Source organism: Marinobacter salinus, assembly GCF_001854125.1.
Classification (GTDB): Bacteria; Pseudomonadota; Gammaproteobacteria; order Pseudomonadales; family Oleiphilaceae; genus Marinobacter; species Marinobacter salinus.
The window spans coordinates 845,042-865,209 of sequence record NZ_CP017715.1; the positions used below are offsets into that span (position 1 = coordinate 845,042).

21 protein-coding genes are annotated in these 20,168 nt (G+C 54.6%); 5 read left to right on the forward strand and 16 right to left on the reverse strand.

The window, feature by feature from the left end; genetic code table 11:
- Positions 1–22 precede the first annotated feature (22 nt).
- From htpX to BKP64_RS03930, 3 genes are all read right to left on the reverse strand, one after another.
- A complete protein-coding gene (htpX, locus tag BKP64_RS03920; protein WP_070966289.1) occupies positions 23–904 on the reverse strand; it encodes a protease HtpX in 882 nt (293 codons plus the stop codon).
- A gap of 94 nt (positions 905–998) precedes the next feature.
- On the reverse strand, positions 999–1,466 hold the full coding sequence (locus tag BKP64_RS03925) for a hypothetical protein (protein WP_070966291.1): 468 nt from the start codon (positions 1,464–1,466) through the stop codon (positions 999–1,001).
- Between the two features lie 10 nt (positions 1,467–1,476).
- On the reverse strand, positions 1,477–2,691 hold the full coding sequence (locus BKP64_RS03930; RefSeq protein ID WP_070966294.1) for a pyridoxal phosphate-dependent aminotransferase: 1,215 nt from the start codon (positions 2,689–2,691) through the stop codon (positions 1,477–1,479).
- A gap of 256 nt (positions 2,692–2,947) precedes the next feature.
- Here BKP64_RS03930 and BKP64_RS03935 point away from each other — a divergent pair, with 256 nt between their 5' ends.
- Together BKP64_RS03935 and BKP64_RS03940 are read left to right on the forward strand one after the other, a co-directional pair.
- Positions 2,948–3,433, forward strand: a complete 486-nt coding sequence (locus tag BKP64_RS03935; RefSeq protein WP_070966296.1) for a glutathione peroxidase — start codon at positions 2,948–2,950, stop codon at positions 3,431–3,433.
- A gap of 2 nt (positions 3,434–3,435) precedes the next feature.
- A complete protein-coding gene (locus tag BKP64_RS03940) occupies positions 3,436–3,903 on the forward strand; it encodes a MarR family winged helix-turn-helix transcriptional regulator (RefSeq protein ID WP_070966300.1) in 468 nt (155 codons plus the stop codon).
- Here BKP64_RS03940 and BKP64_RS03945 read toward each other — a convergent pair.
- A complete protein-coding gene (locus BKP64_RS03945) occupies positions 3,866–6,202 on the reverse strand; it encodes a hybrid sensor histidine kinase/response regulator (protein WP_070966303.1) in 2,337 nt (778 codons plus the stop codon). The genes BKP64_RS03940 and BKP64_RS03945 overlap by 38 nt on opposite strands.
- A gap of 56 nt (positions 6,203–6,258) precedes the next feature.
- Positions 6,259–7,032: a hypothetical protein gene (locus tag BKP64_RS03950; RefSeq protein WP_070966305.1), complete on the reverse strand. Its 774-nt coding sequence runs from the start codon at positions 7,030–7,032 to the stop codon at positions 6,259–6,261.
- A 256-nt stretch (positions 7,033–7,288) separates the two neighbouring features.
- On the opposite strand from BKP64_RS03950, the gene BKP64_RS03955 reads away from it, so the two are divergent.
- A complete protein-coding gene (locus BKP64_RS03955) occupies positions 7,289–8,299 on the forward strand; it encodes a LysR family transcriptional regulator (protein ID WP_070966308.1) in 1,011 nt (336 codons plus the stop codon).
- Here the strand turns inward: BKP64_RS03955 and BKP64_RS19610 are convergent.
- The 8 genes from BKP64_RS19610 to BKP64_RS19685 all read right to left on the reverse strand — a co-directional run bounded on the left by BKP64_RS19610 (position 8,288) and on the right by BKP64_RS19685 (position 15,328).
- Positions 8,288–9,253, reverse strand: coding sequence for a GNAT family N-acetyltransferase (locus BKP64_RS19610; RefSeq protein WP_070966311.1), 966 nt, complete (start codon positions 9,251–9,253; stop codon positions 8,288–8,290). The two genes, BKP64_RS03955 and BKP64_RS19610, sit on opposite strands and share 12 nt — an antisense overlap.
- A 9-nt stretch (positions 9,254–9,262) precedes the next feature.
- Positions 9,263–10,414 carry a cupin domain-containing protein gene (locus BKP64_RS03965; RefSeq protein WP_070966313.1) on the reverse strand — a complete coding sequence of 384 codons (1,152 nt, stop codon included), beginning with the start codon at positions 10,412–10,414 and terminating at the stop codon, positions 9,263–9,265.
- 15 nt (positions 10,415–10,429) lie between these two features.
- Positions 10,430–11,797, reverse strand: a complete 1,368-nt coding sequence (purB, locus tag BKP64_RS03970; RefSeq protein WP_070966316.1) for an adenylosuccinate lyase — start codon at positions 11,795–11,797, stop codon at positions 10,430–10,432.
- A gap of 89 nt (positions 11,798–11,886) precedes the next feature.
- On the reverse strand, positions 11,887–12,531 hold the full coding sequence (hflD, locus tag BKP64_RS03975) for a high frequency lysogenization protein HflD (RefSeq protein WP_070966319.1): 645 nt from the start codon (positions 12,529–12,531) through the stop codon (positions 11,887–11,889).
- Positions 12,528–13,706 (reverse strand): tRNA 2-thiouridine(34) synthase MnmA, encoded by a 1,179-nt coding sequence (gene mnmA / locus BKP64_RS03980; RefSeq protein WP_070966321.1) that lies wholly within the window; start codon positions 13,704–13,706, stop codon positions 12,528–12,530. The genes hflD and mnmA overlap by 4 nt, the downstream gene beginning before the upstream one ends.
- Before the next feature lie 47 nt (positions 13,707–13,753).
- Positions 13,754–14,206, reverse strand: a complete 453-nt coding sequence (locus tag BKP64_RS03985; protein ID WP_070966323.1) for an NUDIX hydrolase — start codon at positions 14,204–14,206, stop codon at positions 13,754–13,756.
- Positions 14,203–14,835: a pseudouridine synthase gene (locus BKP64_RS03990; RefSeq protein WP_070966325.1), complete on the reverse strand. Its 633-nt coding sequence runs from the start codon at positions 14,833–14,835 to the stop codon at positions 14,203–14,205. The genes BKP64_RS03985 and BKP64_RS03990 overlap by 4 nt, the downstream gene beginning before the upstream one ends.
- A gap of 178 nt (positions 14,836–15,013) precedes the next feature.
- Positions 15,014–15,328 carry a cold shock domain-containing protein gene (locus BKP64_RS19685; protein ID WP_070966328.1) on the reverse strand — a complete coding sequence of 105 codons (315 nt, stop codon included), beginning with the start codon at positions 15,326–15,328 and terminating at the stop codon, positions 15,014–15,016.
- Between the two features lie 315 nt (positions 15,329–15,643).
- Between BKP64_RS19685 and clpS the strand changes: the two genes are divergently transcribed.
- Positions 15,644–16,003 carry an ATP-dependent Clp protease adapter ClpS gene (gene clpS / locus BKP64_RS04000; RefSeq protein WP_070966331.1) on the forward strand — a complete coding sequence of 120 codons (360 nt, stop codon included), beginning with the start codon at positions 15,644–15,646 and terminating at the stop codon, positions 16,001–16,003.
- An 18-nt stretch (positions 16,004–16,021) separates the two neighbouring features.
- Complete coding sequence (clpA, locus tag BKP64_RS04005; RefSeq protein WP_070966334.1) at positions 16,022–18,292, forward strand: ATP-dependent Clp protease ATP-binding subunit ClpA; 2,271 nt, start codon at positions 16,022–16,024, stop codon at positions 18,290–18,292.
- A gap of 127 nt (positions 18,293–18,419) precedes the next feature.
- On the opposite strand, the gene infA is transcribed toward clpA, so the two are convergent.
- The 3 genes from infA to aat all read right to left on the reverse strand — a co-directional run bounded on the left by infA (position 18,420) and on the right by aat (position 20,148).
- The gene (infA, locus tag BKP64_RS04010) at positions 18,420–18,638 is read right to left on the reverse strand and encodes a translation initiation factor IF-1 (RefSeq protein ID WP_014421226.1); all 219 of its coding nucleotides are present in this window, start codon (positions 18,636–18,638) and stop codon (positions 18,420–18,422) included.
- Between the two features lie 82 nt (positions 18,639–18,720).
- On the reverse strand, positions 18,721–19,434 hold the full coding sequence (locus tag BKP64_RS04015; protein ID WP_070966336.1) for an arginyltransferase: 714 nt from the start codon (positions 19,432–19,434) through the stop codon (positions 18,721–18,723).
- The gene (gene aat, locus BKP64_RS04020) at positions 19,435–20,148 is read right to left on the reverse strand and encodes a leucyl/phenylalanyl-tRNA--protein transferase (RefSeq protein ID WP_070966339.1); all 714 of its coding nucleotides are present in this window, start codon (positions 20,146–20,148) and stop codon (positions 19,435–19,437) included. It lies immediately after the preceding gene.
- Positions 20,149–20,168: the final 20 nt, after the last annotated feature.

Sequence of the window (20,168 nt, forward strand, 5' to 3'; positions counted from 1 at the left end):
GGTCGTAACTCCGGCTTTTTCGTTACAGATTGGCCTGCTTCAGTGCCTGAATCCGGTCTTCCAGCGGTGGATGAGTCATGAACAGCGCGCTCAAGCCTCCCCGGGCACCCCGGTTAATTCCAAAAGCCTGCAGGGTATCCGGCATCTGGTCCGGAACTTCGCTCTCCTGTTTCAGGCGCGCCAGGGCGCTGATCATCGCCGTCCGACCTGCCAGCTCGGCTCCCGCAATATCGGCCCGGAACTCCCGGCGTCGGGAGAACCAGAAGACGATTGTGCTCGCCAGAATGCCCAGAACGATCTCGGCGACAATGCTGACCACAAAAAAACCGATGCCGTGACCGTTTTCGTTTTTGAAGACGACACGGTCGACAAATGAACCAATGACACGGGATGCGAAGATAACGAAGGTGTTTACGACGCCCTGAATCAACGCCAGCGTGACCATGTCACCATTGGCGACGTGGCCTATCTCATGACCGAGAACGGCGCGGATTTCGCTTTTGTCGAAACGCTCAAGCAAACCCTCGCTGACAGCTACGAGTGCGTTATTCTTGTTCCAGCCTGTGGCAAAGGCATTGGATTGGGTCGCCGGGAAAATGGCGACTTCGGGCATGCCAATGCCTGCGTTGCTTGCCAGTTCTGCTACGGTGTCTACCAACCAGCGTTCGGCTGGGGTACGTGGAGCCTCGATGATCTTTGCCCGGGTGCTCCATTTGGCCATGGGCTTCGAAATGAGCAGTGAAATAATGGCGCCCGCAAAGCCAAAAACAGCTGCGAACGCAAGTAACGGGCCGTATTGGATGCCGTACTGTGAGAGGTAGCTGTCGACGCCCAGAAGTCGAAGCGTGAAGCTGGCCACCAGAACGACGGCCAGGTTTGTTGCCAGAAACAACAGAATACGCATGTTTTTTCCCTGATCTGTTATCGAACACGTACAAACGGTCTTTAGGACCAAGATATGTGTCCATGGTTCACAGGTTCAATGTTTTTACTGGGATTTAATGATTGTCGTCAGCAAAAAAAGTGCCCTGCACGATCTGGCTGATGTGACCGGAGTGGCCGCTTTTCAGCGCAGTGCGAATCAGGTGAATGTGGGTCGACAGGTCTTTCTGAACCGATGGAGGCAGCGCTTCCTCCCGTTGGTCATATCCTTGCCTGGACGCAGGAGCAAGGGATGCGGGTGCGGGCGCGCTCAGCCGAACAAAGGCATTGCGGGTTAGCACCGCCTGATCCAGCGCTTCCTGGCGGATGGTATCGACGTAACGGATCAGTCCTTCCTCTTCGAGCCACAATAAAGTGCCGAAACAGGCCATATGGCGCCTGCTGTGGAGCCCGAATTCGTCTGGATCATCTGGCCCCGCGATGTCTTCCACGAAAAGGTTGATCCGTCTTGGGAAGGCCCCATAGAGCTGGACCAGTGCAATGGCAACGTCTTTGTAAAATTCCTCGACGTGAATATCCGCCATGAAAACTCCGTTACTGCTGATAGTTGCCGAGGAAGTGCCCGAGTCGCGACATGGCATCTTCCAGGGTGTCTTCCCGGGGCAGGAACACCACCCGGAGATGTTGTTTGTCGTCGATGTTGAACGCCGACCCCTGCACCAGCAGAATTTTCTCCTGGAGCAGAAGGTCCAGTACCAGCTTTTCGTCGTTGATCATCGGGAACTTCTTGGGGTCCAGTCTCGGGAAGAGGTAGAGCGCCCCCTGGGGTTTGACGCAACTGACCCCGGGGATGTCGTTAAGCATACGCCAGGCAGTCTCACGCTGTTCATACAGCCTTCCCCCCGGGGCAACCAGGTCATTGATGGACTGGTAACCACCGAGCGCTGTCTGAATAGCGAGCTGCGCTGGTACATTGGCACAGAGGCGCATGTTCGAGAGCATTTCAATACCCTCAATCAGGTCCGTTGCCCGGTGCTTGGCTCCACTGATAATCAGCCACCCGGAACGGTAACCCGCTGCGCGGTAGTTCTTCGACAGCCCGTTGTAGGTAAAGAACAGAACGTCATCCGCCAGCGAGGCGGTAGATACATGGGTGGTGCCGTCATAAAGAATTTTGTCGTAGATTTCGTCTGACAAAACAATGAGGTTGTGTTGGCGGGCCAGCTCAATCACTTGTTCCAACAGCTCTGTAGAATAAACGGCACCTGTGGGGTTGTTCGGGTTAATCAAAACAATGGCGCGGGTCCGGCGGGTGATTTTTTTACGAATATCGTCGATATCCGGAAACCAGTTTTGCTGTTCGTCGCAGTGATAGTGTACCGGTTTACCGCTGGAGAGGGTTACTGCCGCGGTCCACAGGGGGTAATCGGGTGCGGGAATCAAAACTTCATCCCCGGTATTCAGCATCGCCTGCATGGACATCACAATCAGTTCACTGACACCATTCCCGAGGAAAATGTCGTCTATGTCGACTTTGTCGATACCACGTTGTTGGCAGTAGTGCATCACGGCCTTGCGGGCAGAAAACAGCCCTTTTGACTCAACATAGCCCTGAGCGTAATGCATGTTGTAGATAACATCCTGCTGAATTTCTTCGGGCACATCGAGTTCAAACGCCGCAGGATTGCCGATGTTGAGTTTTAGTACCCGGTGTCCCTCTTCTTCGAGCCGGCGTGCCTCCCGCAGAACTACGCCACGTATTTCATAACACACGTTATCGAGCTTGGCGGATTTGTGGTAGTTCTGCATAAGAGCCGGGTGTCCTTAATCTGATAGCGAAGAAAAACCTGCCGTGGGGCAGTCCTTTATTCTAGCGGAGCGAAGGGTGGCGGCAACAGTGGAATTATGATGAATTGTGGCGTGTTCGGGCAGATTTAGCGTGCAAAGTTCAAGCTGATTTTAGGAAAAAGCGAATCGGGGTCCGAAAAAACGTGTTTTCTTAAAATAAATTGTGCACAATTGAATTGCTAAAAATACAAATGATGTAATTCAAAGGAGCGCTTCAATGTCCGACCACGGCATCTACGATTTCACCGTGAGTGATATCAAGGGCAATGAAAAGAAAATGGCCGACTATCAGGGGAAAGTCCTTCTGATCGTCAATACCGCGAGCAAGTGTGGCTTTACACCGCAGCTTGAGGGCTTGCAGGAACTGCATGCCGAGCTCGGTGATCGTGGCCTGGAGGTGTTAGGCTTTCCATGCAACCAGTTTATGAACCAGGATCCGGAAAACGACGACGCAATAAGCGAGTTTTGCAGTCTCAATTACGGCGTTGATTTTCCGATGTTTTCAAAGATTGAGGTTAATGGCCCGGATGCGCATCCGCTCTTCCGGTTTCTGAAAAAAGAAGCCAGGGGACTGATGGGGTCGGAAAAGGTAAAGTGGAACTTCACCAAATTCCTGGTTGGGCGCGACGGCAAGGTGATTCGCCGTTACCCGCCCACAACAAAGCCGCAAGACATCCGTAAAGATATCGAAACGCTGTTGTAACGATGACGGACGCAGATGACATGCTGGCTCTGGATAACCAGATCTGTTTCGCGCTTTATGCAGCGAATCGGGCAATAACGGCGCGTTATCGCCCGTTATTGGCGGAACTGGATCTGACCTATCCCCAATATCTGGTGATGCTTGTACTCTGGGAGCGGGATAGTTCCGGGTGCACTACGGGTGTGTCGAGACTGGGTAAACGGTTGCGTCTCGATTCCGGCACTCTGACCCCGTTGCTCAAGCGCCTGGCTGCCAGGGGGTTGGTGCTGCGACAGCGAAGTGCGGAGGACGAAAGGGTGGTGACGCTCTCTCTGACTGAAGCTGGTCGGGCTTTGCAGGAACGAGCCCGCTCGGTACCGGAGCAACTGTTGTCCGGCCTCCAGGTTGCTCCAGAACGTTTACTGGCTCTGCGGGAGGAGCTGAAAGCTGTTCTTATGGCTTTGGAGGGAGAAGGGGAGCCCAGCGACTGATAGCGGACTTCATTTCCTCCCGATTATAAGGTTTGGTGATGTAATCATTCATACCGGAAGCAATGCAGTCCTCTTTGTCGCCCTGCATCACATTGGCAGTTACTGCGATAACCGGAAGATCCTGCCAGTCCTTGTTTTCACGGATCCGGCGGGTTGCCTCGTAACCGTCCATGACGGGCATCTGACAATCCATCAGCACCAGGTCGTAGCCCTTGGAATCAAGCGCTTCAAGAGCTTTCTGGCCGTTCTCGGCATGATCCACATGGTGTCCGAGTTTTTTCAGCAGGCTTATGGCAACCAGCTGATTAACCTGGTTATCCTCTACAAGCAGAATGTCCAGCGAGCGGGAGGGCCATTCCGCTTCCGGGTTCTGTGCCTCGTTGTGCAGAGACTCTTCCTTGTTAATCCCTGCGGCCCGACACAGGCATCGGTACAATTCCTCTCTGCGTAATGGCAGTGAAAGTACCTGTTGCTCCTGTTTTCCGGCGCTGACGGTTCCTGTCTGGTCGGCAAGGATGACGCCCTTCCCACCCCAGTCGTTGGCGAAAGCCATAGCCTCATGATCGTCCGCATTTGCCAGAATCATAAGAATGCCTTCCGGATAACGACTTGCCCCCCGGACCGGAATTTCCCAGGCTCTCAGTTGCGACTCGATTGCGAGCCGGTGAGGATTGTTGGTGGGGATGGACATTGCGACACCGATGTCCCGTAGTTCTGCTGCGGCCTCAGGCAGGCCTGGCGCACTGCTGTCATCCTGGAGTGGAAGCGGCAGTGTGACTGTAAAGTGGGTGCCGAGACCTTCCCGGGAGTCCACGAGGATCTGACCGTGCATGCGTTCGACCAGTTGGCGGCAAAGTGTCAGGCCGAGACCGGTACCGCCGTATAGTCGGGTGGTATCCGCATCGGCCTGGGAGAACGGAGAAAAAATCCTGTGCAGGCCCGTGCTTGACATGCCGATACCGGTGTCAATGATATCCACACGCAAGCTACCCCCCGAGTAGGTGGCTTTGACGCTTACAGAGCCCTCGCTGGTAAATTTTATTGCGTTGCTGAGCAGGTTGTTGAGGATTTGCCGCGCTCTCGTGGGGTCACCCAGAAAGGTTTCAGGAAGGGTAGGATCAATCTCTGTTACCAGATCAATGCGTTTCCTTCGCGCCTGCTGGGCATGCAGGGTACCGCACTCCTCAATCAGGTTTCGTACACTGAATGGAATTTTTTCCAGGCCAAGCTTGCCAGCTTCCACCTTCGAAATATCGAGGATATCATTCAGCAGGCCAAGGAGACTCTCACCGGCCTTCAATGCAATTTCAAGGCGGTCGCGTTGTCCCGCATTCATTTCGGTCTCGAGGGCGAGCCCCAGCATGCCCAGAACGCCATTAAGCGGTGTCCGGATTTCGTGGCTCATGCTGGCGAGGAAATTTGCCCGGGCCCGGGCTCTTCGGACCGCATCTTCCTTGGCTTTTACCAGTGCCCGGTTGCCCCGCTGGAGGGCATCATTTTTTTCCGAGATTTCCCGGGTTCGGTCTTCAACCTCCCTCTCCAGTTGGCTGGAGTAGTTCTTCATCGTACTTTCAGCGGTTCTGAGCCGGGCAAGACTGGAATCCATGGTCTCAAGATGCTGATTGATAATGCCCACCATGGTCCCGATTTCGTCTTCCTGGTGGTTGGCAGGGACTGGCAGTCGGACCTTTTCGGGTGTGCTCGCCCGAACTTGACTCAGGGCGCCGATCACGCTAAGCATTGGCCGAGTCAGTACCAGATAAAATATGCCCAACAGAGCGGCCGATAGAATCAGGCTCTTGAGCAGCCCGCTGATCAGCGTATAACTAGCTCGCTCAAGGAACTGGAGTCCATAATGATAGGTGTCAATCGTGAGAATCAACTGGCCGAGGGGCAGGTCCTCAAGCTGCGGAACTCTGAGCTCCTGACTGTATACCCGGCTGGATTCAAACAAAAGGTCACTGACCCATCGATAAGGGGAAACGGGGCTGCTCTGGCTTGCTGCGGCCATTGTCTGCCCGTCATCGTCGGTTATTCGGGCATCAATGGTTGCCGGGTGGCGCAGAAGGCCGTCTAGTAGCTCTTCAGCGAGCCTGACGTCAATGTTATAGGCAATCTGGGAGGCAGGGCTGACGCTGATGTCAATGAGTGCCCGAATCTCGGAAGACATGGACTCACGGGCGCTGAAGTAATCGAGAGTAATCTGGACGATGTTGAGAATCAGGCCCAGCGCCATGGCGATCAGCACCGTATCCCGGGTCAGCCGATAGGAAAGCCGCTGTCGGAAGCGTTTGGTCACGAGTATTTATTGCCCCTGTTCGTTTGCCAAAATCTTTCTGTCCGGGTGAGCGGGCTTCAATCGTCGTAATCGGCTTTCTTCTTCCACTCATCGTCGTGCAGGAACGTGTCCCATTCACGGTCAAGCTTGGATTGCGACTCGGCGTTGGCGGTGTCTTTGCCTTCCGTATCCATGACTTCGAGTTCTTTGATCCGGGTACGGAAACTCTTGACGGCCTTCATTGCCAGTGGGTTGTCACGGGATTTCCCCAATTCGGTACTGGCCAGGTGGTAGGCATGAATCGCCTTGCGGATTTCATTCTGCCTGACATAATCGCGCGCCTGGAAAACGTGCAGATCCGCATGGGTTTTGTGGACCAGAAACAGGACATATTTGAGGTTTTTCTTGGCGGTGGCTGTGTCGATGCGCCCGCTCTTATGCATCGCCTCAACCATCTTGAACAGGTTCTGGAGAAGCTCTTTTACATAAGTGGACTTCTCTGGAGAGTCGATTTTCACGGGGGTCCGGGCGTCACGCTTTTCCATGATTTCGGTTTTAAGTTCTAGCGCGGACTCTTGCCAGTTACTGACCGGCAGATCTGCCTTAAGCCTGGTCAGTTCTGCACAGGCTTCTTCCATGCGTTTAATGAGCAGGAGTTTCAGGTCGGCTGTGAAGTATTGCCCAGGGATTTCCGAGAGCAGGCGATGTGCTCTCTTGTACCCGTCTTCCTGAGCAGTAATCTTGCGCACGCGCTCAATGCGAGCTCGCTCACGCATCTGGCTGAAAATAATGATGACGATCGAGACAGTAACGATGGCCGCCAGTAAAAGGACAATCGTAATGGTATCCATAGTGTCAGTAATGGCTCCGGCTTCTGGATCAAATGTAGGCTGGTGGGGGAGACCGGCCTCGATATGCCGATGTTATTCAGCAAGTGCGAGAAAGACTAGCAGAAATGCGGCACTGAATCCGTTTTGAAATGTGAAAGAACGCATTTTACATTTATTAAATGAATAAATAAAACTTAAGGTATTGGTTTGATGAATGAGGGTTGGTAAAGTCAGCCGTGGTATCAAGTGAATTTTGCATTAAGCCCGGGAGCGGCTCATGGATATTTCTCGCGTTGACCTGAATCTGCTGGTTTATCTGGACGTGCTCTTGCGGGAGCGCAATGTCACCAAAGCTGCCAACCATTTGGGTATAACTCAGCCCGCCATGAGTAACGGACTCAGGAGGCTCCGTGATCTGTTCGGTGATCCACTGCTGGTCCGGACCAGTGAAGGCATGACCGCTACAGAGCGGGCAAGGGAGTTGCAGCCACTGGTGAGGGAGATTCTCTCGAATATCGAGCAGGCGGTACAGGACAAGACTCCGTTTTCAGCGCTGGATAGTCAGCGCGTGTTTCGCATTATGGCCAGTGACTACGCTGAGTCCTGTCTTATGCCCAGGGTGTTGAGGCGTATTCGTCAGGAAGCGCCCAATGTGACGCTGGACGTTCTTACGCCCAGTGATGTCAGCTTTCTGGACGTTGAACAGGGGCGCCTGGATATGGCGATAAACCGGTTCGATAAAATTCCCCAGTCCTTCCACCAGAAAACCCTGTGGACTGAGTATTTTGCCTGTCTGATGAATGCTCGCAACCCGATTCTGAAGGAGCCGTTCACTCTGGATACCTACCTTGATGCCAGCCATATCTGGGTCAGCAAGACCGGTTTTGGTGTGGGGGTCGGGGTTAACCCGAAAGATGTTCAGCGGTTAGGCTGGGTGGACGAAGCACTCTCGAGAATGGGGCGGAAGCGTCAGATTTCAGTGTTCACCAGGCATTATCAGGTGGCGATGTTGCTGGCTGAACAGCACGACCTTATCGCGACCCTGCCATCCCGGGCGGCGTGGCTCCAGAAGGACAATCCGAATCTGGTGGTCAAGGTTCCACCCTTTGAGATACCGCCCTTTGAGCTGAAAATGGCATGGAGCCCACTGTTGCAGCACAACGCGGATCACCAGTGGCTGAGAAAGCTGATTGCCGGGGTTGCGGAAGAGGTTGACGCCGAGTTTGCGCCTTTTGGCGCCCAGTTTGAATCCGCTGACATGCCCCGGGCGCACCACTCAGAGCGGTAATTCCCGGAGTTCAAGTGAACTTCTGCCGACATCCCACATGCGCTGGAAGCTTTCAGAGAGCAATTTCACACGACCCCCATCCGAAAAATTGGCAAAACCCTCAGGCTTGTAGAAATCGTGACGGTAAACCACCCCTTCCCGGTCAGCCAGGAGAAAGGGTTGGTCGTCGATCGGGTAGTCATCATTTGCCAGTCGCAGCTCGATCCGGCTTGGCAGACGCCTCATTAGCTCAACAAGCTGATGGCGGCGCCTGATCAGGGGCTTGTCATCGTGAACCAGCAGGCGTACTTCGCTCAGTCGGTGTCGGCGGGCGAGGGCGGATATCAGTTCCCGGAAGCGGGACCGGTCGTACAGGTCATGCGCGAGTAGCCGGTCATAGAGCCAGAGCCGCTGGCCTGCCTGGCCGACTGCGGTATCCATGAGGTCAAGCATTTGGCTTTCTCGGTTAAACAGCCAGGTTTGGGAGTCTGCCCCAAGAATCATCGGTTGTAGGCTTTTGCCGAGTTCCTGTGAAAGTAGTGACGGTGCCAGACAGCGCATGTCGACATGTGGAATGCCGGCATCCTCATATAAATCCGAGCACACGTGAAAGCCGGATCGCTGATAAAAGGGAATGGCATGTTCTTGGGCAGACAGCTGAAGTTCAGAGTACTGGTCGGAAGCCTCACGGATCAGGTGCTGCAGCAAGGCCTCGCCTATTCCGCTACCGCGGAATTCCGGGAGTATCGCCATCCGGCCAATATGAGCCGTTTCTTCCAGTGTAGAGAAGAGGCGGGCAACCCCCACCGGCGTATTATCCGGCAGGACCGCCAGGTAATGATCCGCAATCTCGTCGGTATCGTCCCATTCCAGAGAGGGAGGAACCCTTTGCTCATCAATAAAGACTTGCTGGCGAATCTCGCGGACGGAACCCGGGGCGAGTTGCCAGCTGTATTTCCTGAATCTCACGTTCATGGCGAGTGACTACTCGAAATAAACCGAGCCTTGATTGTACAAACTTGTCATCAGACCTAGAAGGGCTTCGTCCTGAACAAGAGATGCAAGCGACGGCATATCGATACGGGCACCAGCGCACAGTAGCGGTGCCAGCGGTTTTGCATCACCTTTCAACAGGTATTGCTCGCCATCAACGAACAATGCGGTTTCCTCACCGAGTTCATGGTAAGCAAACCGGGAGCCTTCGTTCCAGCGCAACTGTTCGCCGGCCCCTATGGCAACGTTGAAGTCCCCTGGCGATGCCGGTTCCTCGGCAGGGACAACGATATCCATGCTTTTGGGCGCGGTCGCATACTGGCCGAACCAGAGAGACAGTTGCCGGCGATCGCCGGTTTTTTCCCGGATAATACTGTCGAGCTTATCAATAACACCTGGCTGAATCGTTCCGGGGTTATCCTGCAACCCCAGGTCAGGGTCGGTGAGGTGATTCGAGGCATCCGACTGGCTACAAAGAAAATCGGTAAACCCGGTCAGGATATCGTCAATGGTGGGCGCCCGAAAGCCGACCGAAAGGGTGATGCAATCGTTTTCGGCGATACCATGGTGCCCAACACCTGGGGGAAGGTACAGCATATCGCCCGGCTCGAGAGTAACGGTTTCCTGGCCCTCCCAACTGCTCAGTATCCTCAGGGGAGTGCCTTCAACCCTGGCGGAGGTCTGGTCGCAATGGCCGCCAAAAGTCCAGCGGCGCTGGCCCTGCGCCTGCACCAGGAACACATCATACTGATCGTAGTGGGGGCCGACGCTGCCTCCCTTGGGGGCGTAACTGGCCATGATGTCGTCCAGGCGCCAGTTGGGTATAAACCGGAAATGCTCCAGCAGATCGGCAATCTCCGGCACCCAGTGGTCCAGGCCCTGAACCAGGAGTGTCCAGTCCCGTTCCGGAAGCTGGCTGAACCGGTCGGGTTTGAAGGGGCCGTTATGCAGCTGCCAGGGCTTGCCATTGTCATCTTCGATAACGATCCTGGATTCGACTCCCTCTTCGCATGCAAGCCCGGCCAGCTCATCGGCGCTTACCGGACACTGGAATCCCGGGAACGCCTGGCGGATCACCAGCGGCTTTTTCTGCCAGTGATCCCGCAGAAATTCAGTAGGTGACAATCCGCCAAGCATGTCCATGTGTCTGCTCCAGGTTTAAATGTTGCGGGCCTGATCTACGGCGCTGCCAATGTAGCTCCCGGGCGTAAGCGCCATGAGCTCCGCCTTGGCCGATTCAGGAATCTCCAGTGTTTCAACGAAATTTTTGATCACTTCCGGTGTCATTGCCTTGCCGCGGGTCAACGCTTTGAGCTTTTCATAGGGCTTTTCAATGTTGTACCGGCGCATCACTGTCTGGATGGGTTCGGCGAGCACTTCCCAGGCGTGGTCGAGGTCCTCGTTCAGGCGTCCGGGATTGATCTCCAGCTTGCCCAGGCCTTTGAGTGTGGCTTCATAAGCGATGAGGCTGTGGGCGAAACCAACACCCAGATTGCGCAGCACCGTCGAGTCGGTCAGGTCACGTTGCCAGCGTGAAATCGGCAGTTTGGACGATAGGTGGCCCAGAAGGGCATTGGCAATGCCAAGATTGCCCTCGGAATTCTCGAAGTCGATCGGATTGACCTTGTGGGGCATGGTCGACGAACCTACTTCGCCTTCAACCGTCTTTTGCTTGAAATAGCCCAGAGAAATATAACCCCAGATATCGCGGTCCAGATCAATCAGAATCGTGTTGAAGCGAGCGACTGCATCGTACAGCTCGGCAATATAATCATGAGGTTCGATCTGTGTGGTGTAAGGATTCCAGTCCAGGCCCAGGCTCTCGATGAATTCCCGGGCATTGGTGGCCCAGTCAACCTTCGGGTAGGCGGAGAGATGCGCATTATAGTTTCCGACGGCACCATTAATCTTGCCAAAGAGTTCAGTTGTACGGATCTGCTTAAGCTGACGGCGCAGGCGGTATACCACGTTTGCCAGTTCCTTGCCGACGGTGGTGGGAGAGGCGGTCTGACCGTGGGTTCGGGACAGCATCGGCTGTTCCGCATGCTCCTGAGCGAGATTGGCCAGTTGGTCGATAATGCGTTCCATGGCCGGCAGCATGCCGTGGTCAAGGCCCTCTCGCAGCATCAGGGCGTGAGACAGGTTGTTTATGTCCTCCGAGGTGCAGGCGAAGTGAACGAATTCGGTCACTGCATGCAGTTCCGGAACTTCCGCAATTTTCTCTTTGATGAAGTACTCGACCGCCTTCACATCATGGTTGGTGGTGCGCTCAATGTCTTTGATGCGTTGAGCATCGGGCAGACTGAATTGGCGGACCATCTTGTCCAGAAAGGCATCGGCATCGGCGGAGAATGCCGGCACTTCGGTAATCTCCGGGTGTGAAGCCAGTTTCTGCAGCCAGCGGATCTCGACAGTGACGCGATTCCTGATCAAGCCATATTCGCTGAAAATGTCACGGAAAACGGTGACTTTGCTGCCGTAGCGGCCGTCGACCGGGGAAATGGCGGTCAGGGGGGTGAGTTCCATCGAAAACCTCTCAAATCATCAAAGAATCGGGTCAAAAGAAAATTAGGGGGCGCATATAATACACCAGCGCCGCTCCTGAATCAGTCGGATCAGTGGTAAAGGGATCGATTGGCTTTTTCGGCCAGCTCGCGGGCATGGTGGATGACCTTCTTACGCGAGAAAATCAGCTGCCAGCGACGGCCGCCGGTCTGGCGCCATAGAACAGCCGAGCGGATTCCGGCCAGTAGCAGTGCGCGAACCTTGGCGGCATTTTCTTCCCGTTGAAGGACCGTTGGGTTCCCGCTGACCTGAATGCGCAGCCGAAAGGTGCTGATGGTATCTGCATAGATTGAGGCAAGGTTGCTGATCAGGTTGCTGTGAGTGTACCCAAAATGGCTCGCAGTATGGCGTGCCTGGTCGATTCGACTACCAATAACGTCCAGCATGTCTGGTCGTTTATTGAGTTTTGACTCGAGGTGGATCAGGTTCAATACATAGCGCAGTACTTCGATATCCTGCTGCTTGCTTTGTTTACTCAGCACCGAAGAGAGCGTAACAAGGCCTTCGCGGATATCTGTCAGCTCACCGCCGTAGACATCCAGCGTGGATGCCGGGTTGGTGGCAAAGAGGGAGCGGATGCAGGTTTCCAGGCTGGCCTCTGAACATTGACCGTTATGGGCCAGTTGCTGAACAAGGTTTGCGGCCTGAAACACCCCGGCGAGCGCGAGCGTCTGGTCGTGAATGTTACGGCTCATGCACGGGTTTCCTGTTCCTCAGATTCCGGGAGGCGTTCGGGGAGAGAAGCTCCATCACGCCACGTTTGCTCGATTACGGCACCACCGAGGCAGACATCTCCATCGTAAAACACGACCGACTGACCCGGGGTAACCGCTCGCTGGGCATCATCAAATACGACCTTGACGCCGCCATCAATAATCCAGACTTCGCAGCACTGGTCGGGCTGGCGATAGCGTGTTTTGGCTTTGCAGCGAAAACGGTTCGCTGGTGGTTCGCCGGCTATCCAGTCTACAGGGCCGGATACCAGCCCTCTGGAAAACAGAAGCGGATGGTTCTTGCCCTGGACCGCGATCAGTATGTTCCGGGTCAGATCTTTTTCCGCTACGTACCAGGGTTCGTCACCGAACTCGCTCAGCCCACCAATACCGAGGCCTTGTCTCTGCCCGATGGTATGATACATCAGACCCTGGTGGCGCCCGATTACCTTGCCGTCCGGTGTTTCTATATCTCCGGGCTGCGCTGGAAGGTACTGTTTCAGAAAATCGGTAAACTTTCGCTCGCCGATAAAGCAGATGCCCGTCGAGTCTTTTTTGTCATGGGTGACGAAACCCTGTTTCTCTGCGATCCGGCGGACTTCCGGCTTCTCCAGTTCGCCCACAGGGAATAGAGTTCTGGCAATGCGTTCGCCCGATACAGCATGAAGGAAGTAGCTCTGGTCCTTGTTGGGGTCAAGCCCTTTTAGCAGCTGGGCCTTCCCCGGTTTGCCGGCAAGCGATCGCTGGCGGGCATAGTGGCCGGTTGCAATGTAGTCGGCACCCAGAGTAATGGCGTAATCCAGAAACGCCCGGAATTTAACTTCTTTGTTGCACAGGATATCCGGGTTTGGTGTCCGCCCCGCCTTGTATTCGGACAGGAAGTGTTCGAATACGCGATCCCAGTATTCGGCTGCGAAACTTGCGGTGTGGAGTTTGATGCCTATGGCATCGGCAACTGCCTGGGCATCGGCAAGATCGGTCATGGCGGTACAATATTCGGTTCCGTCGTCCTCGTCCCAGTTTTTCATGAACAGGCCTTCGACCTGGTAGCCCTGGTCTTTCAGTAACCATGCTGCGACAGAAGAATCCACGCCGCCGGACATACCGACGATCACTCGGGTGCTTTCAACAGGTCCTGTTTCAGATACGTTTGTCATGAATGCTTCAGTAAAGGTGAAAAGCCGCTGAGTTTATCATTTTCCCCTCACTGCGTCTGCGCATCGACCACGACATCCAGTGGATAGCGCCGCCCGTTTCGGTAATCTTCTATGCACTCAATCACAAGAGGGCTGCGAAGTTTTGCTCCAAGCTTTCGGATATCGTCCAGATTCAGCCAGTGTGCAGCGATGATTCCGGTGTCCAGTTCGTCAGTCACGTGTTTCAGTGCCCTTGCGGAGTAGCAGAACCGATAATAGGTGATCCCGTTGGCAGGTGCTTTGTAGGTGTACACCCCCAAAAAGTGCTCGGGTTCTACTTTCCAGCCTGTTTCCTCGAGGGTCTCCCGCCGAACTGCATCCAGAATGGCTTCATCTTCTTCTATGTGCCCCGCAGGTTGATTGAAAACGACGCGACCGCCGCTGAACTCTTCTACAACCAGAAACCGGCCCTCCTGGTCTTCAACGATCACGGCAACGGTGGCATGGGGGGTCCAGGTCATGGCTTTCGGGGACTCCTTTTCGGGTGACCAGAGTTTCGTTTTCCTTGCCGGCTCACTGGAGAAGCGGGAATGTGAACCGTGACTGTTCGGTATTGTCCCGGTTTTAGTCCCTCCAGTGTCCAGTCCCCTATACGGTAGCGGATCAGCCTGAGGGTAGGAAAGCCCACGGCAGCGGTCATGCGTCGAACTTGCCGGTTCCGGCCCTCGGTGATCGTCAGTTCCAGCCAGCTTGTGGGCACAGATTCGCGATACCTTACCGGAGGGGATCGTTCCCAGATCTCTGGCTCAACAATTCTTTCGGCGCTGGCTGGTGCTGTGATGCCATCCTTCAGTTCTACCCCCCGACGAAGCCGGGCAAGCGCTTCATCAGTAATCCGGCCCTCAACTTGTACCCAGTAAGTTTTGGGCATTTTCAGGGCCGGGGAAGCGATACGGTGTTGAAGCGCCCCCTCGTTGGTCAGCAACAGCAGGCCCTCGGAATCGTAATCCAGCCTGCCAGCCGGATAAACGCCGGGTACCTGTATCCATGTCGCAAGCGTTGGTCTCGCGGGTTTCGATGTGCCCTGCCGTTCATCCGTAAACTGGCTGAGAGCACGAAACGGTTTATTAAAAAGAATCAGATCTGCCATGCCAGTCAGACATTCCGGTAAGAGTATGGGTTCAGCTCGAAAGGGTACTGTAATGGCTGCGATTGGCAAGGGCGGGTGGGTTTGGGGCGTTGATGAATCGGGAATAGGATAAACAATGGCCGCTCTTGCCCACCCCAACAGCGGTGGGCGTAGCGGACTATGATCCGATTATGTCCGATCAGGCATTCACTGCACGGGGTGGGTAATCTCCCCGGCCGGACTCCTGCGAATCGGATTCGTTATTTACGGTTGCTGTTTCGGAACCGTCCTGAGCCTTCGTTTGGGGCTGTTCTTCCGGAACAATATTGACCGCATGGATGCCCTTGTCACTGGGCTTTTTGTCAAAGGTGACGGCCTGGCCGGCTTTCAGTGTCTTGTACCCGTCCATCTGAACCGAAGAAAAATGTGCAAACAAATCGTCACTGCAACCATCTTCGATGATGAACCCGTACCCTTTGGCATTGTTAAACCATTTGACCTTGCCTCTTGGCATGATGAACTCCCCTGTTCCTTTGCTGTCACATATTATTATTGGTGTTCTGCGCCATTCCGTCGAGCGAGCCCGACGCGAATCCCGTTACATAATGATGGTATGCCTTAACATTATTTTACAATGCACATTAACTTTCGACCAATCAGGTCGTCTAGTCAATAGTTTCTATTGCCGGAATGTGTGGTTGAACGCGGTCTGGAAGCGGTATCATGTTCGTATCGATAAATATCTCACGCCCGGTCTTCGGCACAGCTTGAAAACACGGGGCCAGACAACCACATTTAACCAAGGGCACCGATAAACCGGTAAAGAATGATGCGGACTATCGAGAATTCTCTACTAGTATTCAATCAGGGGGAGGACGAACAACCGGGGCGACAGGATGACCTCAGCGTTGCTCCCGAGAAACCGGCCTTGAAGCGCCCAGCGCGCTACCGGGTGGTTCTTCTGAACGACGACTACACACCCATGGATTTTGTGGTAGAAGTGTTGATGACGTTCTTTGCAATGAACGAAGAGAAGGCGACGCAGGTGATGCTGCTCGTCCATACGCAAGGAAGAGCCGTATGTGGGGTTTATACCCGAGACATCGCAGAAACAAAGGCGGCACAGGTGAACCAGTATTCCTCGGAATGCGAACATCCGCTCCTTTGCGAGATTGAACGTGCGGACTGAAAGACGTTGGGGTGGCCCATGCTGAGCAAAGATCTTGAAATTACGCTGAATACGGCCTTCAAAAGTGCCCGGGACAAACGTCATGAATTCATGACAGTGGAGCATTTGTTGCTGGCCTTGCTAGACAACGAGTCGGCGGTGGGTGTCCTGAAAGCCTGTGGTGCGGATCTTGACCGGCTACAGGAAGAGCTCATGGAGTTTGTGGATTCCACAACGCCGCTGATACCCAGTAACGACAGTGAGCGGGAAACCCAGCCGACCCTGGGTTTCCAGCGCGTGCTGCAGCGCGCCGTATTCCATGTCCAGTCCTCCGGCAAGAAGGAGGTGACAGGGGCGAATGTGTTGGTCGCGATTTTCAGCGAGCAGGAGAGCCAGGCGGTCTACTTGCTGAAAAAGCAGAGTGTTGCCCGTATTGACGTGGTCAACTTCGTGTCTCACGGGATATCCCGGGTTCAGGGCGCCGAGGATCAGGAGGGTCACGAACAGTCAGCGCCGGATGACACCGGAGAGGAGAGCGGGCATTCCAAGCCGCTGGAAAGTTATGCAAGCAATCTGAATGAGCAAGCTCGTCAGGGGCGCATTGACCCACTGATTGGGCGTGAACACGAAGTGGAGCGTGTGGTTCAGATTCTTGTCCGCCGTCGCAAGAACAACCCGCTATTGGTTGGCGAGGCGGGTGTTGGAAAGACGGCCATTGCGGAGGGATTGGCGAAGCGTATTGTTGATGGTCAGGTACCGGAGATCATTTCCGACGCCGTGGTTTATTCGCTTGATCTTGGTGCATTGCTCGCAGGTACCAAATACCGCGGTGACTTTGAGAAGCGTCTCAAGGGGTTGCTGGCGGACCTCAAGAAAGAAAAGCACGCGATTCTGTTCATAGACGAAATTCACACCATAATTGGTGCGGGTTCCGCTTCAGGTGGTGTCATGGACGCGTCCAACCTGCTGAAACCCATGCTCAGTTCCGGTGAGATTCGCTGTATCGGCTCTACGACATTCCAGGAATTCCGTGGAATATTCGAGAAAGACAGTGCGCTGGCAAGGCGGTTCCAGAAAATCGATGTGAACGAGCCGAGCGTTGAAGACACTTATCAGATTCTCAAAGGTCTCAAGCCGAACTTCGAGAAACATCACGATCTGAAATACACGGATAAAGCGCTGCGTGTGGCTGCCGAGCTTGCTGATCGTTATATCACGGACCGGCATCTGCCGGACAAGGCTATTGACGTGATTGATGAGGCCGGTGCGCGTCAGCGGCTGCAGCCGGAAGGCAAACGCAAGAAGGCGGTCGATGTATCGGACATCGAGGATGTTGTTGCGAACATCGCCCGAATTCCGCCGAAGAATGTCTCCACCAGCGACAAGGATTTGCTCCGGAATCTGGAGCGTGATCTCAAGATGGTGGTGTTTGGTCAGGATCCGGCGATCGAGTCGCTTTCCACGGCTATCAAGCTGGCCCGTGCCGGCCTGAAGGCTCCGGAGAAACCCGAGGGTGCATTCCTGTTTGCGGGTCCTACGGGTGTGGGTAAGACCGAGGTCACCAAACAGCTGGCCAAGGTGCTGGGAATTGAACTGGTCAGGTTCGATATGTCCGAGTACATGGAGCGTCACACCGTGTCGCGGTTGATCGGTGCGCCCCCGGGTTATGTCGGCTACGACCAGGGTGGCCTTCTCACCGAGGCGGTGAACAAGCATCCGCACTGTGTGCTGCTGCTGGATGAGATCGAGAAAGCGCACCCGGAGGTGTTCAATCTGCTTCTGCAGGTTATGGACCATGGCACCCTGACCGATAACAACGGTCGCAAGGCGGATTTCCGCCACGTGATTCTGGTGATGACAACCAACGCGGGGGCGGAAAGCATGGCCCGGCGTTCAATTGGCTTCAACGAGCAGGATCACAGCACCGATGGTATGGAGATTATCAGCAAGACGTTCACGCCGGAGTTCCGTAATCGTCTCGATGGTATTATCCAGTTCGCGGATCTTCAGAAAGCCACCATCACCCATGTTGTCGACAAGTTTCTCACCGAGTTGCAGGCGCAGCTGGATGAGAAGCATGTGGTTCTCCATGTGGATGAAGATGCCAAGGTGTGGCTCGCGGACAAGGGCTACGATGTCACCATGGGCGCACGCCCGATGTCACGCCTAATTCAGGACAAGATCAAGCGGCCTCTGGCTGAGCAGATCCTGTTCGGGCGCCTTTCCGAAAAGGGCGGGGACGTGTTTGTCCACTTGCGTGATGATGAGCTGGTGTTTGAGTATGAGGATGAGCCGGCCGAAGCCGTTTAAGGCCGGATTTGAGCCGATGTTGTGAGGAAGGCCGCTTCAAAACTGAAGCGGCCTTTTTTATGTCAGTGTTTTATAGCCAGAAACAAAAAAGCCCCGAATATCGGGGCTTTTCAGATGTCACTAAGCCTTAACGGGCGCGGTACACGATGCGGCCCTTGCTCAGATCATAGGGAGTCAGTTCAACCTTGACCTTATCGCCGGTAAGGATGCGGATGTAGTTTTTGCGCATTTTTCCGGAGATATGAGCTGTCACCACGTGGCCGTTGCTGAGTTCAACACGGAACATGGTATTTGGAAGTGTGTCGATAATGACGCCTTCCATTTCAATGACATCTGATTTTGCCATTCAGTAGAAACCTCGCTTTGAATGAACTTCTCGTGATTTTAAATTGCGCAATTCTGCCTGAATTATTCCCATATGGCAAAGATCAGTTCACATTCAAAACTCGCCAGTGGCCATCCCTGAGTGCCTCAATGGGTTTGAAACGCGTCTTGTAACTCATCTTCCGGCATTCGCGAATCCAGTAACCCAGGTACAGATGTGGGAGGCTTCGTCGCCGGGCTTCTTCGATTTGCCAAAGAATGGCGTAGGTCCCGAGGCTCCGGTGATCCAGGTCCGGGTTAAATACGGTATAGATCGCCGAGAGGCCGTCATCCAGCATGTCAATTGCCGCGAGACCGACCAGCTCACCTTTGAGGTGGATTTCCAGAAACCAGGAGTCTGTCGAGCCGTCCACCAGAAACGACGTGAACTGCTCTCTGGAGGGCGGGTACATATCGCCATCCTTATGGCGCTGTTCAATGTAGTCCGCATACAGTCGATAGTACTGTTCGGAAAAGCTGGCTGGCACCAGGGTACATGCCAGGTCTTCGTTTTTCCTGAGCACCCGTCGCTGGCTCCTGTTAGGCTGAAATTCGTCAACTTTGAGCCTGACCGGAATGCAGGCATTGCAGTCTTCGCAATGTGGGCGGTAGTAGTGGGAGCCGCTACGACGAAATCCCAGAGCGGTCAGTTGGCTGTAGAGCTTTTTGTCAATGTTGGCCCTGGGATCCACAAACATTGTAGTTGCTTCACGATCCGGAAGGTAGCTGCATTCGTGAGGTGGAGTCGCGAAGAACACCAGCGTCCTTAGATTGCTCATTTATACCTCCGGCCCTGTCCACTGCCAGCGAATAGTCCAGTCGTGCTGATTCGGTTTCTGATCCACGCTTGCCCTGAGTATAGATAAAAACTCAGATCTGGGAATGGTGCGGGCCCCCATTGTTAGCAGGTGCCGGCTTTCCACCTGGCAGTCCATGATTTTATAGCCCCAGTCACTGAGCTGATGTGCCAGGTGGACCATCAGCACCTTTGATGCATTGGTCTCCAGTGAAAACATGGATTCGCCGAAAAAACACTGGCCGAGTGCCAGCCCGTACATTCCCCCGGCAAGTTCGCCTTTGCGATTCCAGACTTCGATGGAGTGGGCGACGCCTTGCCGGTGAAGCTCTGAATAGCTGGCGGTCATATCCTCGGTAATCCAGGTGCCCTCGGCCCTGGTTGAAGCGCATAAGCGAATAACCCGACCGAACGCCTGGTCAGCGGTTACGGTAAAGCGTTGCTGGTTTAATGTCCGGCGCAGGCTGCGCGAAATGTGTATTTCCTGGGGGAAGAGCACGCACCGTGGGTCGGGGGACCACCAGAGAATTGGTTGTTCGTCGCTATACCACGGGAAGATGCCGTTTTTGTAGGCGAGAATAAGCCTGTCGGTGGACAGGTCGCCCCCGAGAGCGAGCAAGCCATCCGGGTCGTCCAGTGCTTGGTCTGCGGGTGGGAACCAGAGTTGGTCAGGGTCAAGCCAGGGTAGTGAGGTCATCCTGCCTCGGTTCGGGAGTT